At 66.0% G+C, this 14,227-nt stretch carries 13 protein-coding genes; 6 read left to right on the top strand and 7 right to left on the bottom strand.

What is annotated here, in order from left to right; genetic code table 11:
* Positions 1 to 35: 35 nt before the first annotated feature.
* Together ABZS69_RS38260 and ABZS69_RS38255 are read left to right on the top strand one after the other, a co-directional pair.
* On the top strand, positions 36 to 1,058 hold the full coding sequence (locus ABZS69_RS38260) for a hypothetical protein (protein ID WP_355380765.1): 1,023 nt from the start codon (positions 36 to 38) through the stop codon (positions 1,056 to 1,058).
* Between the two features lie 11 nt (positions 1,059 to 1,069).
* Positions 1,070 to 1,474 carry an ASCH domain-containing protein gene (locus ABZS69_RS38255; protein WP_355380763.1) on the top strand — a complete coding sequence of 135 codons (405 nt, stop codon included), beginning with the start codon at positions 1,070 to 1,072 and terminating at the stop codon, positions 1,472 to 1,474.
* Between the two features lie 10 nt (positions 1,475 to 1,484).
* On the opposite strand, the gene ABZS69_RS38250 is transcribed toward ABZS69_RS38255, so the two are convergent.
* From ABZS69_RS38250 to ABZS69_RS38225, 6 genes are all read right to left on the bottom strand, one after another.
* On the bottom strand, positions 1,485 to 1,955 hold the full coding sequence (locus ABZS69_RS38250; protein WP_355380761.1) for a GntR family transcriptional regulator: 471 nt from the start codon (positions 1,953 to 1,955) through the stop codon (positions 1,485 to 1,487).
* A gap of 40 nt (positions 1,956 to 1,995) precedes the next feature.
* The gene (locus ABZS69_RS38245) at positions 1,996 to 2,484 is read right to left on the bottom strand and encodes a GntR family transcriptional regulator (protein WP_355380759.1); all 489 of its coding nucleotides are present in this window, start codon (positions 2,482 to 2,484) and stop codon (positions 1,996 to 1,998) included.
* Positions 2,485 to 2,954: 470 nt separating this feature from the next.
* Complete coding sequence (locus ABZS69_RS38240; RefSeq protein ID WP_355380756.1) at positions 2,955 to 3,443, bottom strand: winged helix-turn-helix domain-containing protein; 489 nt, start codon at positions 3,441 to 3,443, stop codon at positions 2,955 to 2,957.
* Positions 3,444 to 3,484: 41 nt separating this feature from the next.
* Positions 3,485 to 3,961 (bottom strand): GntR family transcriptional regulator, encoded by a 477-nt coding sequence (locus ABZS69_RS38235; RefSeq protein WP_355380754.1) that lies wholly within the window; start codon positions 3,959 to 3,961, stop codon positions 3,485 to 3,487.
* Between the two features lie 893 nt (positions 3,962 to 4,854).
* Positions 4,855 to 5,511, bottom strand: coding sequence for a DNA repair protein RadC (gene radC, locus ABZS69_RS38230; RefSeq protein ID WP_355380752.1), 657 nt, complete (start codon positions 5,509 to 5,511; stop codon positions 4,855 to 4,857).
* 99 nt (positions 5,512 to 5,610) lie between these two features.
* Positions 5,611 to 6,171: a TetR/AcrR family transcriptional regulator gene (locus ABZS69_RS38225; protein WP_355380750.1), complete on the bottom strand. Its 561-nt coding sequence runs from the start codon at positions 6,169 to 6,171 to the stop codon at positions 5,611 to 5,613.
* Positions 6,172 to 6,301: 130 nt separating this feature from the next.
* Between ABZS69_RS38225 and ABZS69_RS38220 the strand changes: the two genes are divergently transcribed.
* Complete coding sequence (locus ABZS69_RS38220) at positions 6,302 to 7,300, top strand: NADP-dependent oxidoreductase (RefSeq protein ID WP_355380748.1); 999 nt, start codon at positions 6,302 to 6,304, stop codon at positions 7,298 to 7,300.
* 817 nt (positions 7,301 to 8,117) lie between these two features.
* On the opposite strand, the gene ABZS69_RS38215 is transcribed toward ABZS69_RS38220, so the two are convergent.
* The gene (locus ABZS69_RS38215; protein ID WP_355380746.1) at positions 8,118 to 8,834 is read right to left on the bottom strand and encodes a GntR family transcriptional regulator; all 717 of its coding nucleotides are present in this window, start codon (positions 8,832 to 8,834) and stop codon (positions 8,118 to 8,120) included.
* A gap of 728 nt (positions 8,835 to 9,562) precedes the next feature.
* On the opposite strand from ABZS69_RS38215, the gene ABZS69_RS38210 reads away from it, so the two are divergent.
* The 3 genes from ABZS69_RS38210 to ABZS69_RS38200 all read left to right on the top strand — a co-directional run bounded on the left by ABZS69_RS38210 (position 9,563) and on the right by ABZS69_RS38200 (position 13,626).
* Positions 9,563 to 10,006, top strand: a complete 444-nt coding sequence (locus ABZS69_RS38210; RefSeq protein WP_355380744.1) for a GNAT family N-acetyltransferase — start codon at positions 9,563 to 9,565, stop codon at positions 10,004 to 10,006.
* 962 nt (positions 10,007 to 10,968) lie between these two features.
* Positions 10,969 to 11,886, top strand: a complete 918-nt coding sequence (dapA, locus tag ABZS69_RS38205; RefSeq protein ID WP_355380742.1) for a 4-hydroxy-tetrahydrodipicolinate synthase — start codon at positions 10,969 to 10,971, stop codon at positions 11,884 to 11,886.
* A 54-nt stretch (positions 11,887 to 11,940) separates the two neighbouring features.
* The gene (locus tag ABZS69_RS38200) at positions 11,941 to 13,626 is read left to right on the top strand and encodes a ribonuclease J (protein WP_355380740.1); all 1,686 of its coding nucleotides are present in this window, start codon (positions 11,941 to 11,943) and stop codon (positions 13,624 to 13,626) included.
* The last annotated feature ends 601 nt before the right edge of the window (positions 13,627 to 14,227 follow it).

Here is a 14,227-nt window from a genome sequence, read left to right as displayed (position 1 = left end):
GCCGCCCAGCAGGATGGGGGAGGAGGTGTCACAACATGGCGGACCTCACGATCCCAGAGGGCGGCTTCTGGCCCGCGCCGGAGATCCCGCAACCCAACATCTATCCCATGGAATGGCGGGTGGAGACCGAGAAACTCGCCGCGATCTACGAAAAGTCCAAGCGCACGGTCTGGAATCCGGCCGACCTGCCCTGGGACGGCCTCGACCCGGGCGACTTCACCCGGGAGCAGCGGCTGGGCATCATGTACTGGTTCGCGGTCCTGGCGAACTTCGACGCGTCGGGGCCGGCGGTGTTCGCCCGCGCCACGATCCAGGCCTTCGAAAAGCACGAAGAGGACCCGGTAAGGAAGTGCTTCTTCTCGATCACCCGTGACGAGATGAACCACGAGGAATGCTGCCAGCGCACCATCGCAAAACTGTGGCCGGGCGGCCCGCTCGACTGGACCCCTTCGGACGACCTCGAAATGGCCGCCCACAACAACATCGGCTGGCTCTATCACAACGGCGGCCGTTACTGGACCGGCTACAACTCCGCCGTCGGCAAGTATTCGCTGCCGGTTCTCTTCACCAGTTTCATGATGGGGGAGATGGCCGCCTCGACGTTGTTCAGGGGCATGTCGTCGGGCACCCAGCATCCGGTCTTCCGCGAGATGTTCCAGCGAATAGGCAGGGACGAGTCCCGTCATCTCCAAATCTGCATGACCATTTTGGAGAACGAATGGCCGGGGCTCACCGACGAGACCCGCATCCTCATCACCCGCCAGCTCAGAGCGGGCTTCGTGTTCCTCAGCATGATTCTCTGGGAGCCTCCTGAGGGTTTCTGGGAGCTGCCGCCGTACTTCCTGGCCAACCACCGCGTCCTGATGGATCACGCCAGGCAGGCGGGGCTGGGCGTGCTGTCGTTCGAGGAGCAGGCGGAGAACTGGCGGGTGGCCATGGCCAGGATCCGCGCGATCGTGGAACGCTGGGGCATCGCTTTCCCCGCCATTCCCGAGCTGGATCTGGAAGGCGTACCGGTGGATTTCATCGATCCTGAGGACATCATCCCGGTCTTCTAATATGCCGTTCCATGTGGCCACGCATCGACGGACTCAGAGTCCTTGAACTGGGCACGCCCGGCGAGCTCCGCGCCTGGCTGACCGAGCTGACCCTGGCGGGCGAGAAAACGGCCACGGCCGGTCTGCTGCCCCTCGACTATCACGCCGAGGGGGAGGAGGTGGAGCACGTCGGGGAGCGCCTGGTCCTGGTGGACGACTCGGGCGCACGGGTGGCCGGGATAGAGATAACGCGGGTGCGGCTGACGCCGTTCGCGGCGGTCACCTGGGAATTCGCCCAGGCCGAAGGCGAGGGCTTCCGCTCGGTGGAGCACTGGCGCGAGGTCCACCGGCGTTACTGGGAGGGGCAGGGGTGCGAGGTGGACGACGGGACCACGGTGGTGTGCCTGTGGTTTCGCGTCGTGGACCACGGGCTGTGAGCCGGGCGGGTCAGGGAGCGGGCCTGCGCTCCTCGGGCGAGACGTAGCTGCCGCGATGCGGAACGGTGAACACCCATCCCTGCTCCCGCAGCAGCGCTATGGCCCGTCGTACGGTCTCGCGCGCGGCGCCGTACTGGCGCACCAGCGTCACCTCACGCGGCAACGGCCGGTGCGCCGTCAGCTCGCCGGCCGTGATGCTCTTCCTGATTTCCTCGGCGATCTGCCGATAAAGCGGAACCTGCTCGGCCCCTTGCCCGGGAGAACTGACGAATGTGCCCTCGCCCTGACGGGTATGGACCAGCCCTTGATTTCGCAGCACCCGAATTGCCCGGCGCGCCGTTGTCCGGGCCACCCGGAACTCTCGCTGGATTCCCGCCTCGCTGATCACGAGATCTCCTGGGGAGAGTTCGCCGGTTATGCGTGACTTGAGGACTTCGCTGATCTGAAGATAGAGGTGCGTGTCACCCGAGCGATCCAGCACATCTCAATGATATACAAGCGGCCTGACAATGGGAGGGCGATTAAGAACCCCTATTCCTGGGCCACTTTTCCGGCTCATTCACAAAAGTGCCCCTATAGGGGACGGTGAACACCCATCCCTGTTCCCGGAGATGCGCGACCGCCTGCCGCACCGTCACCTTGGCGACGCCGTATTGCCGCATCAGCACTTTCTCGCCGGGAATAGCCCGATTAGGGGAGATCTCGCCCTGCACGATACGCGTGGAGACCTCCGCGGAGATCCTCTGATACAGCGGCACCTTCCGGGGCGACCGCGGCGTACCGGGCCGGCCGACGAACGTCCCCTCACCCTGAATCGTGTGCGCCAGCCCCTGCTCCCGCAGTTCCCTCGCCACCCGCCGGGCCGTGGTGCGCGCGATGTCAAAGTCCTTTTCGAGCGTCGCCTCACTGGGGACTGGATCGCCCGCTTTGAGTTCACCCCGCTCGATCTGATCGCGCACCAGGTCAGCGACCTGCTTGTAGATAGGCACGGGCCCTTCGCGATCTAACACGGTACGGATGTTAGACGAAACCGTACAGACCTGCACAAGGAAAACGTCTAGTAGAGGGGCGGATACATGCCCCAAACCTACGGGTCAGCGCACCGCGAGAAGCCCCGACCTTCTCATCGGCGGCAAAACCAACCGCCGGTGCCCATCCCGGGACACCAGGATCCTCTTCGTCACCCAGCGTCAGCAAACAGGGCCCCGGTCACCGCACTCCCACGGAACCAAGGCAACACACCTCGACCACTGCGACTCCGGGGCGACTGAGACTCATCCATCAGCTGTAGCTGGGCCACCGGGTTGCATCCACCCCCGCCTCACGGGGTGGCCCCGCCCCGCCTCGGCGGGCAGCCTCGCCTCGCCGGGCAGCCGCCGGCCTCGCTCAGCAATCGCGGTGGAGATCCTTCCCCTCGGCTGCCCTGGCTGGGCATGGACCCACCCAGCTCCCCCTGTGAGGCGCGAGCGGAGCAATCAAGCTAGCCGCCCCCGCGGGTGGGCCACTTTCCGGGCTCATTCACGTATGTCCCTCTATAAGGGATGGTGAACACCCACCCCTGCGCCCGGAGAAGCGCGACAGCCTTCCGGACCGTGACCTTGGCGACCCCATGCCGCAGCATCAGAGTCTCCTCGCTCGATATCGAGCAGTTCGGCCGGAACGTGCCGCGCCTGATTTTCGCAGCGATGTCGTGGGCGATGTCTAGATAGAGGGCCTTCGTCCGCCTTATCCGGGGAACGCCGATCGGCCCAACAAAAGTGCCTTCGCCTTGGACCGTGTGGACGAGTCGGCGCGCACGCAGCTCCCGAACCACATTGCGCGCAGTCGATCGCGCGATGCCGAACTTCGCCTCCAGCGCCGCCTCACTCGGCACGGCCTCGCCGATCCGCAACCGCCCGCCGACGATCTGCTCTTCGATCGCATCGGCAATCTGTACGTAGATCGGGACAGGCCCATCACGGTCGAGCATGCTCACAGCGTAGACGTCTGGATACAAGCAGGCGAGCAGAGTCAGGCCTGGGGCCACGACTCCTTCGGAGACACGTAACTGCCTCGCTGCGGGACGGTGTAGATCCATCCTTGCTCCCGCAGGAGCACCATCGCGCGCCGCACCGTCTCCCGGGCCACGTCGTACTGCTCCACCAGCGCCGACTCGCCCGGTATAGAGCGCCGAGGCGGGAAACGTCCCTCCTTGATCTGCTCGGCGATGTCCGTCGCGATCTGCTGGTATAGAGGGACTTTCCGCTGCTTACGAGGTGCTTCGTCTGGCCCGCCGACAAAGGTGCCTTCACCCTGAACGGTGTAGATGAGTCCTTCCTCGCGAAGTACGTGCACCGCCCGCCGGGCAGTGGTCCTGGCGACTCCGAACTCCTGCTGAATGTCCGCCTCACTCGGCACCGGGTGTCCGGACGCCAGACCGGAGACTCGCTGCCGAAGGATCTCGGCGATCTGAAGGTAGATGTGGGTGTCGCCGTCATAGTCGAGCACGCCTGCAACTTAGACCAACAGGTGCAAGACCTCCCATATCGTTCTGTCTATTTAGACAGAGTGGTCCTCCTCGCTAGACGAGAGGAGACGACCAGACGTATCTTTCAACCATGCCCAAGCCTCTCAACTGGCTCTGCTGCCAGCTCTCCATTCATGTACCAGACCCACTGCCCGACCACGTGACCATCAGATGGGACCCCGCGTTGCCGAACGCCACACGCGTACGGGTCCGGGACTACACGTGCGCTTGCATGCCGACGTTCTACGAGCTGTGCGAGAGCGGCGGCCTGTTCTTCATCCGCAGGACCCGCCGCGTTGGTCGAAAGACGGTGATCGACGAGGGCCCCCGGGTCATTCACGCAAAGGCCATGGTCACCTGGACCCAATTGCTGGACGGGGCAGTTGGCCGTCCTGCCTGCACTCCGCGGGACGACCCAGCCGTGCTGGGTGCGCCCGGAGGCGACGTCGGGCAGGCCGAAGAGGGTGGGCGCAAACGGCTGCGTCGACTTGGGCGCGCAGGCCTGGGGAGAGTGGGATGGACAGGTGTCCGGTTCGCGCATAGGCCGCCGAGCGCACGAACCGGACACCCTAGGTGATGGCACCCGAAGGTGCCATCGGGGGCGCACCTTGCGATCCCAGGCGACGCGCCTGCCCGAACGCCCGCCGAAGAGCGCCGGGCCGCGCCTGGAATCGGTGCGAGTGACGGGCATGGTCCCGAGCCCTCCGGAGGCACGGGACCATGCCACTGCGAGTAATGGCCGGCTGACGTCCGTAACGGCCTACCCGCGGTATTAGATTCTCATGGCCGTCACTTGGAAAACTGCAGTTCGGCGCTATACGCAGGATGATTCCCTTTGGTGTTCGGTGGGTTCATGGTCCCTAGAGGAATAGATTTATGTGGGGATTCGCCGCCAGGCGGCGTCCGTGATGATCAGGTGGTCGAGGAGCCGTAGGCCCACCGTCTCGGCGGCGCGTACGAGCTGGGCCGTGGCCTCGAGGTCGGATGTGCTCGGTTCGAGGGAGCCGGCCGGGTGATTGTGGGCGAGCCCGAACATGGCTCCGCTCGCGGTGAGCACCTCCGTGATCACTTCCCGGATCGGCACCGCCGTGTGGTCGGATGCGCCTTCGGTCAGGATCGAGTGCTTCAGCACCCTGCCGCGGGTGTCGCACACCACCAGGACGAGCCGCTCCTGTTTGCGGCCGCGGAGCAGCGGGGCGCAGTGGTTGGCGAGGTCGGATGTGCTGGTGATCCGTTCGCGCTCCGGCCACGCGTCCGCACGGCGTACGAGATGAAAGGCCGCGGCGACTCGCGCGGCCTTGGCGGGGCCCATCCCGGGCACGGCGAGTAACCGATGCGGGTCCGAACGGCGGAGGCCATCGAGATCTCCGCAATGCTTGATCACCTGGCTGGCCAGGTCCAGGGCACTCGACCCGCGAAATCCCGAGCCGAGCAGCACGGCCAGCAACTCGCGGTCCGCCAGCGCGGCCGCGCCGCTGGACATGAGCCGCTCGCGTGGCCGGTCGCTCTTGGACAGGTCTTTGACTCGCATCGGCAACCTCCGCGACCGTTGTATCAGCGCGCACCGACAATCTCTGACCTGCGGTTTTGCCGGAAATCCAGCGTTCGCCGCCGGGGTGGGGGAAATGTGTCAGCCCGGCGTGCGGTTGGCCTCGGTGATCAAGGCTGAGGCGAGCCGCCCCGTCTGCGCGGCGATCTCGTTCGGTGACATCGGCCGCCCGTTCTCCAGCCACCACGTGATCGCCTGCACGAACATCCCTCCCGCCAGCGTCGCCACCAGGCCGCCCGATGTGGGGAATGGGTCCAGGTGCTGGGCGACCATGTTCGAGAGCGAGGATTGCATCTTCGCCGCGAACCACGGGCTGCCCTTCTTGCCGAGCAATGCGCCGTACAAACGCTGATATTCGGCGACATGTTCAAAGAAGGCGGCCCAGCGTTCGATCGGGGGTCGCTCGTCGTCTTCGGTCATGCTGCCCAGCAATGCCTCCATCGCCTCGTCGAAGATCTGCTCCACGAGGTGGTATTTGTCGCGATAATTCCGATAAAAGGCGGCTCTGCTCACCATGGCCCGTTCGGTGATTTCGCCCACGGTGAGGCGTTCGAACCCGCGTTCCTCGATGAGCTCGACCAGCGCGTCCCTCAGCAGCTTTCGCGTACGGCGAACCCGGACATTGCCGGTTGACTGCGACAAATCCCGCTCCTTGTCCAGGTCGGTACATCTCCCTGGATTTGCGACTGGTCACCCCGCCGGTGGCGTCGGCAGCATGGCATCCGGACAACATGCCTGGATTGAGACACATTGTCTCGCAGGGAGGATGACCATGAGAGCACTCGTGGCCGAGCAGTACGGCCCGCCGGACCTCTTCGCCATCAAGGACCTTCCCATCCCCGAGCCCGGCCCCGGCCAGCTCCAGGTACGGGTGCGCGCGGCCGCGATCAATCCCGGCGACCTGCTGTTGGCCGATGGCACCGTGCGTGACCAGGTGCCGCTGGACTTCCCGCACATACCGGGCACCGACTTCGCCGGAACCGTGACGCGGCTCGGGCCCGATGTGGAGGGGTTCGAGGTGGGGGACGAGGTGTTCGGATTCGGCGCGCCGCCGTCGTACGCGAAGGGTGTGGGGATCGCCTCGATCGCCTCGGGGACGATGGCCGAGTACGCGGTCATCACCGTGGGTGACTACCTGGCTGAACGGCCGGATGCGCTGAGCCCCGAGGTGGCGGCGGCGCTGCCCAGCACGGGGATGACCGGGCTCGCGGTGGTCGAGGCCGGCGAGTTCGAACCGGGGGAGAAGGTCCTGGTGATCGGCGCGGGCGGGGGCATCGGCAGCGTGGTGGTGCCGCTGCTGGCCGGGCGGGTGGAGGTCATCGCGACGGCGGCCGGTGAGGATGAGAAGTATGTCCGCACGCTCGGAGCGGGGAGCTCCATCGACTACCTCGCGGCCGATGTCGCCGAAGAGAGTCTGCGGCGCCATCCGGGTGGCGTCGACGCGATCGTCAACCTGGCGCTCAGGGGCGAACCGTTGATCGCGGCGGCGAGGGCGATCCGGCCTGGAGGGCGCCTGCTCAGCACCACGCCCGGTACGCCCGAACAGTCCGTGTTCGGCCGGGACGATCTGTCAGTGGCCGTGGTGATGGGCGCGTTGAAGGTCCAGAATCATACGTTCCGGTCCATCGCGGCGTACCTGCTCGACGGCACGCTGCCTGACCCGATCAGCCACCGGTACCGGTTCGCGGATTCTGTCAGGGCTTATCGGGGCTTTGCCGGTATGCGGCATCGCGGGAAGTTTGTCGTCTCGATGGGGGAAGGGGCTGTTTGATGATGTGGGTCGTCGCGTACGACGCCGATGAGCTGAACGTGCGCACCGTACCCAAGCTGGATCCGAAACGGGGGAGGCGTTCATCCGCGTCCACGGCTCCGGTGTGAAGCCGAACGACGTGAAGATCTGCTCGGGTGGTATGTGCACGATGTCGGGGCGGAAGTTCGGGGATGGACTTCGCGGGGGAGGGTGAAGCGGTCGGGCGGCGGGGGTGGAGCTCCTGGAGGGAGTTCGCGAATGTACGGGTTTACGGCCGTACAGGCGCTGCAGCCGACACTGTCACCGCCGAACCCTCGCCTCCACGCTCAGCGCCAGGCCCTTGCCCAGCCCGGCCCTTGCATGGCCGACGCCCCACCGCCGTGCATGCGTGGGCGACGTCCCCACCGCCGTGCGTGCTATGTGCGGCAATGCCACCGCCGTAAATACCGGATTCTGCCGTGACCTCGGTGCAGCCCACGTGATCGGCTACGCGGTTGATGGCGGGCCGGACGAGGAGTCCGGCGCGATCTTCGACGCCGACAGCAGTTCGCTCGGCGCGTACAACCTCCTGCTCCGCCACGAAGGCAGCAGGACGACCACATCCACGGACGGGATGACGTCCACGCAGCTGTCGGCCCTGCGCGAGGCACCTGACCGATGGCCCGCGCCCGCCACGCCCGATGTGTACGCGATAGGGGAACGGATTTGCCCATCGGATCGGGCCTTGCACAGGCTCAACGCACCACAAACCGGCCACGCTCGCCGAAGATGTCCAGGTGTCCGACTTGGGGCTCCGGGCGAGAAGGGGCTTCGCCCGGAGACGCCCGCGTCCAAAAGGTCAGACGGGCATGCTGTAGGTGACCCTGAACCGGTCGCCTGGAACGACGATATCGCTCGTCTCGACGGGACGGTCACCAGCCCAGTGGGTACGTTCGATGTGCAGCACGTGGACGCCCGCCGCCAGATCGAGCGCGTCACTCTCCGCGGGGCGCGGAACCCGGGTGTGCACGCTCTCGACGACCTCGGTGATCTTTACGCCATGCGCGTACATCCTCGCGACCAGGCTCCGCCGTTCCTCCTCGGAATGAGGTGTGAACTCCAGCGGCTCATACGACGTGGCGAGCTGCAGGGGTTTGCCCTCGCCGCGAAAGATGTAATGCGTTCTGGTCAGCGTGGTCGACTCGCTGAGGCGCAGGCGTTTGGCGATGTCAGGCCCTGCTTCGGTCGGTTCGCTATGCCAGTCCCATGTCACCCGTCTGCCCTGCGATTGCAAGTCGGCCGCGAACGGGGCGGGGTGATCGAGAAAGCGCCATCGGTAGAGCGGGGTCAGGTCGGGGCGTTCCCTGACGTAATGGCCCGAGCCCACGCGGCCGATGATGAGGCCTTCGCCCGCGAGCACGCGCAGGGCGTGCCGGGCGGCGGTCTCTCCGACCTGATATTTACGGGTCAGCTGCGCTCGCGATGGGATCGGCGCGCCGGGGGGAAGGGTGCCGTCGGTGATCTGTCGCCGAATGTCTTCGACGACACGCAGGTAGACCGGATCTGAGGTGGCCACTAGTCCATCCCTGGGGGTTCGTGTGAGGCGTTGCCCCATGTTGCCGTATTCGGCAGGTAACCGACCGTCATCGATGGTCGTTGGAGCCCCAACTTTGCGGTGGCAGAAAATTATCGGAGAAACCCTGTAACACCGGTGTAAGAGGGACCGATTCTCCGGTAGAGGTCGTCGATGTGTGTACCCCCGAGCACATATCGGCGGCCTCTTCCAATGTGCGCACCATGGGGTGCTGGCCCCGTCTGACCTGGCCGAACGCGGCCGTTGGCCTGGATCTTCGGGCGCATCCGTCCTTGCCGGTCGAGCGGCGCTGACTCTGCAACGTACGGCGAGTGCGCCCTGCCCTTGAGACATTTTGACCGACGAGGTACCTGTCTGCCGCTGGCCGACTCGCGAGACCCGCGATCGGCGCGGGCGTTCGACGCGAGCCGCGGGGTGCGCGGGCGTCCGGGATGCGCTGCCATTTGAGAGCGCATGGTGGATATGCACTGCTGTTCGATACGCCTGCCATGCATCCGCCGTCCACGCGTGGGTGCACATGGTGGGCAACCGTCGCGGGCAAGTGGTCTCCTGATATTGCCGCGAAGTGGCCGTACCTCGCTGGACCACTTTTCCCTAGGTTTGACGGCACAGACTCCGCCATCAATCACTCGCCAGGACATGTCCCACACTGCCGCGCCGAGCCGCCGCTGACCGGCGTCCTGGGAGATGTCCAAGCAAGAGGAAGCTTCATGATCGACATAGGCAGGCTCCTTCCGTCCGACCGAGATGCCTGGGAGGGCTTGTTCCGCGCGTACATCGACTTCTATAAGCGGGTCGAACCGGACAAGATGTACGACCGCGCATGGCAGGAGTTCCAGGCGGACACTCGCCTGCACGCCCTCGGCGCGAGGCTGGACGGCCGGCTCGTCGGCATCACGCACTTCTTCTCTCACGCGAACACCTCGGCGCCCGACACCGACGTCTGCTACCTGCAGGACCTGTTCACCGCTCCGGACGTCCGGGGTAGAGGCGTGGCTCGCGCGTTGATCGAAGCCGTGACCGACTGGGCCAGGGAGTGCGACTGCTCCCGCGTGTACTGGAACACGCATGAGTCGAACGCCACAGCACGCAGCCTGTACGACAAAGTGGCTGAGAACCGCGGTTTCATCAGGTACCAGATCGAACTGTCGTAGTAGCCGCTTCCTGACGCCATCCGGGCAACCGCGCGTACGCCGCCTGGCTCGCCTTCGAAAGCTCGGCGAGCGCAGCGGCAACGGCGCTCCTCCGCGGCGCCCGTTGGGGCGGAGGAGCCCGCTGTGACCGCCAGATTCGGTTCTCCGCCATGGCCGGACGGGCGCCGCGGACGCGACGACCACGGGCGGCGCCTGTCGGTCCGGTGCCAACTGCGACGGTCGAATGCGGCACCCCATTCGGCCTAATGGGTGCTTTGGCTGCCGTGAGAAGGTCTGATGGCCGACGCCGCCTTTGGTTGCGATAGTCGGATGTGACACCCCGTGCGACTCGATGGCCCCTTGGCGGGAGTCGGAAGATCCAGCAGCCGCCACTGCCTTTCGGCTGCGACGACCAGAGACGGCACCTTTTGTGACCTCGAGGGCCCTTTGGCTGCTGTGGGCCCCCGGCCACGCCCACTCGCTGCGTGGCCGGGGGCCACGTCTGTCCGCCATGCAGCGGGGCGCCACGCCTGCCCGCCGTGTAGCTGGGCACTACGCGTGCTTGCTATGCAGCCGGACTTCACTCCTGGCGGCCATGCAGTCGGGGGCCGTGCCTGGGTGCCATGCAGATGAGCGCCGCGCGTGCTTGCTAGGCAGCCGGACCTCATTCCTGGCGGCCATGTAGCCGGGGGCCGTGCCTGGGCGCCATGCGGCTGGGCACTACGCGTGCTTGCTATGCGGCCGGGCTCCACACTTGCCCGCCATACAATCGTGGCAGCCAGGCGCGGAGTTCTGCGAGGATTGGTGGGTGCGGTCGCTGCAACCTGGCGGTCAGCTGAGCGCGTTCTGATGCTAGGTGAGATGGTTGTCGTCGTCAGGCAAGCCTCTGAGATGCCCGCGAAAGGGGGCAAAAAGCGGCTCCAGGCAGGCAAAGCGGGGTGGCGGCGTCCAATGGATTTCTGAATCCGGGTAGCGTTCGCACTATGGCATCGCCAACTGGAACCACAGACGCGCCCTTCGGCCGCATGCTGACCGCCATGGTCACGCCGTTCACTCCGGACGGCGAGGTCGATTATGTGGCCGTGCGACGTCTTGCCATCTATCTGGTGGATGAGCAGCACAACGACGGTTTGATCGTCAACGGGACGACCGGTGAGTCGCCCACCACCTCGGACGAGGAGAAGCAGCGCATCGTCAGCGCCGTCCTCGATGCGGTCGGCGATCGCGCGACTGTGGTGGCAGGGGCGGGCACCAACGACACTCGCCACAGTGTCGAGCTCGCGAAGCAGGCGGCACGTGCGGGCGCGCACGGTCTGCTGGTGGTGACGCCTTACTACAACAAGCCCCCTCAGGAGGGGCTGTACCAGCACTTCACCGCCGTCGCCGACGCGACCGGCCTTCCGGTGATGCTGTACGACATTCCGGGACGCAGCGGCGTGCCGATCAAGACCGAGACTCTGCTGAGACTGGCGCAGCACGAACGCATCGTGGCCGTGAAGGACGCCAAGGGTGATCTGTTCGCCGCCAGTCAGGTGATGAGCGCGACCGATCTGGCCTTCTACTCCGGCGACGACCTGCTCAACCTGGCCTGGCTCTCCCTGGGGGCGGTCGGGTTCGTCAGCGTCGTCGGGCACGTGGTGGGCGCCGAATTGGCGCGCATGATCCACCTGCACAAGAACGGCGACGTCGCCCAGGCCCTGGCCGTACACAGCCAGGTGACCCCAGTGGTCGACGGGATCATGCTGCGTGCGGGTGGCGCGATCATGGCAAAGGCGGCACTGAGCATGGTGGGCGTACCGGTGGGTCCGGTACGACTGCCGCTCGTGGACGCAACAGAGACGCAAATCGCCGAGCTGCGTGCTTGCCTGGTAGCCGGCGGGGTGAAGTTGACAGACGCATAGGAACGGGGAGGAACCGGGAGTTTTGAGAACACGAACTGACCGTGGGGGCCAGGCATGAGCCATCCGCATCCTGAGCTTGGTCCCCCGCCGGTGCTGCCTGACGGCGGCTTGCGCATCGTCGCGCTGGGCGGGTTGGGGGAGATCGGCAGGAACATGGCGGTCTTCGAATTCGACGGCCGCCTGCTGATCGTCGACTGCGGGGTACTGTTCCCCGAGCCCGATCAGCCGGGTGTCGACCTCATCCTGCCTGACTTCGAATACATCAGAGACCGGCTCGACGACGTCGAAGCCGTGGTGCTCACGCACGCCCACGAAGATCACATCGGGGCGGTGCCGTACTTGCTGCGCGAGCGGCGCGATATCCCGCTCATCGGATCGAAGCTCACGCTTGCCCTGATCGAGGCCAAGCTCACCGAGCACAGGATCCAACCGACCAAGCTCGAGGTCGTCGAGGGCGAACGGCACGTTTTCGGGCCGTTCGACTGCGAGTTCCTCGCGGTCAACCACTCGATCCCCGACGCGCTGGCCGTCGCCATCAGGACGCCTGCGGGCATCGTCCTCCACACCGGCGACTTCCGCATGGACCAGTTGCCGAGCGACGGACGCCTCACCGACCTCGGCGGTTTCGCCAGGCTCGGCACCGAGGGCGTCGACCTGCTGATGTCCGACTCGACCAACGCCGAAGTGCCGGGGTTCGTCACCAGCGAGCGCGAGATCGGACCGGTCATCGACGAGGTGATCCGCACCTCCGAACAGCGGGTCATCGTGGCCAGCTTCGCCTCGCACGTGCACCGCATTCAGCAGGTGATGGATGCCGCGGCCAAGCACGGCCGGAAGGTGGCCCTGGTCGGACGTTCGATGGTGCGCAACATGGGCGTGGCCCGCGACCTGGGATATCTCAAGGTGCCGCCGGAGCTGATCGTCGACTCGCGCGACATCGAGGAGTGGCCGCCGCACGACGTGGTGCTCGTCTGCACCGGCTCTCAAGGTGAGCCCATGGCCGCGCTGTCCAGGATGGCCAACCGCGATCACCCGATCCGTATCGCCGAGGGCGACACCGTACTCCTGGCCTCGTCGCTGGTCCCGGGGAACGAGACCGCCGTCAACAAGGTGATCAACGGACTGAGCAGGTGGGGCGCCCGCGTAGTGCACAAGGGCAACGCCAAGGTGCATGTCTCTGGGCACGCGGCCGCCGGCGAGCTCCTGTACGTGCTCAACCTGACCCGCCCGTCGAACTTCATGCCCGTACACGGTGAGTGGCGTCACCTGCGCGCGCACGCCAAGCTGGCCGCGCTCACGGGCGTGCCTGAGGACCACATCGTGATCGCCGAGGACGGCGTCGTGGTGGACCTGGTCGACGGCCGTGCGAAGATCGTCGGTGCGGTTCACGCCGGGTATGTCTATGTCGACGGCTCGTCGGTGGGCGAGATCACCGACACCTCGCTGAAGGATCGCAGGATCCTCGGTGACGAGGGATTCATCTCGGTGGTCGTCGTGGTCGACTCCAACACGGGCAAGCTCACCGCCGGCCCAGAGATCCACGCGCGTGGCTCCGGCATCGACCCTGCCCAGTTCGAGGAGTTCATCCCGCAGATCGAGCGAGCCCTCGCGGAGAAGGCCGCGGACGGGGTGGTCGACATGCAGGAGATCCGCCGGGTGGTCCGCCGTACGGTGGGACGCTGGGTGAGCGACACCTATCGTCGTCGTCCCATGATCATCCCGGTAATTCTCGAGGTCTGAGCCTCCCCCTGGTACGGCAGGCGATGTCGTCTGCCGTACCTCTGGGAGAGCAGGCGTGGGGCGAGTGGCTGACCGCGTTGCTCGCTCCTTCGCGAGGCCGATGGTCAGCTGGGCGATTCGCTGCCTCCGCCCTTCCGCGTCAGCACGATCGTCCTGGACGATTCGGCGTTGTCGCCTCTCCCGGACCCTGATGGTCTGAGGGCTTCGGCAACCTTGCCCCTCAGGGTGGGCGCCAACCGTCAGAGGCGTTTGGCGGTCCCGCCCTTCGGCGTGGGCCCCAACCGTCAGGGGCACTTGGCGGTCCCGCCCTTTGGCATGGGTGCCGACCGTTGTGGGCAGTTGGTGCGCTTGCTTTTCAGGGTGGGCGCTGGTTGTCCGGAGTCGTTGGCGGCCTCGCCCGGAGGGGTAGGCGCCAGCGGTGAGGGGTGCTTGGCGGCGCCGCTCTTTGGGGTGGTGGCCGATTGTCAGGGGCAGTTGGTGTGCTTGCCTTTCGGGGTGAGCACTAGGAGCTGTTTCTTAGATCAGGTGCGGAGCCAGATGATCAGGGCTGCCAGGGTGATGGTGCCGTGAAAGATGTAGGCGCGTTTGTCGTAACGCGTGG

Origin of the sequence: Nonomuraea sp. NPDC005650 (genome assembly GCF_040605375.1) — a bacterium.
GTDB lineage: Bacteria > Actinomycetota > Actinomycetes > Streptosporangiales > Streptosporangiaceae > Nonomuraea.
Note: the sequence above shows the minus strand (reverse complement) of the source record. Positions and strands in the feature narration are given on the sequence as shown.

Coding starts and splice junctions, on each gene's coding strand:
- ABZS69_RS38240 (WP_355380756.1), bottom strand. CDS start 3,443: ATGCTCGACCGTGATGGGCCTGTCCCGATCTACGTACAGATTGCCGAT.
- radC (WP_355380752.1), bottom strand. CDS start 5,511: ATGCGAGTCAAAGACCTGTCCAAGAGCGACCGGCCACGCGAGCGGCTC.
- ABZS69_RS38200 (WP_355380740.1), top strand. CDS start 11,941: ATGAGCCATCCGCATCCTGAGCTTGGTCCCCCGCCGGTGCTGCCTGAC.
- ABZS69_RS38260 (WP_355380765.1), top strand. CDS start 36: ATGGCGGACCTCACGATCCCAGAGGGCGGCTTCTGGCCCGCGCCGGAG.
- ABZS69_RS38255 (WP_355380763.1), top strand. CDS start 1,070: ATGTGGCCACGCATCGACGGACTCAGAGTCCTTGAACTGGGCACGCCC.
- dapA (WP_355380742.1), top strand. CDS start 10,969: ATGGCATCGCCAACTGGAACCACAGACGCGCCCTTCGGCCGCATGCTG.
- ABZS69_RS38220 (WP_355380748.1), top strand. CDS start 6,302: ATGAGAGCACTCGTGGCCGAGCAGTACGGCCCGCCGGACCTCTTCGCC.
- ABZS69_RS38210 (WP_355380744.1), top strand. CDS start 9,563: ATGATCGACATAGGCAGGCTCCTTCCGTCCGACCGAGATGCCTGGGAG.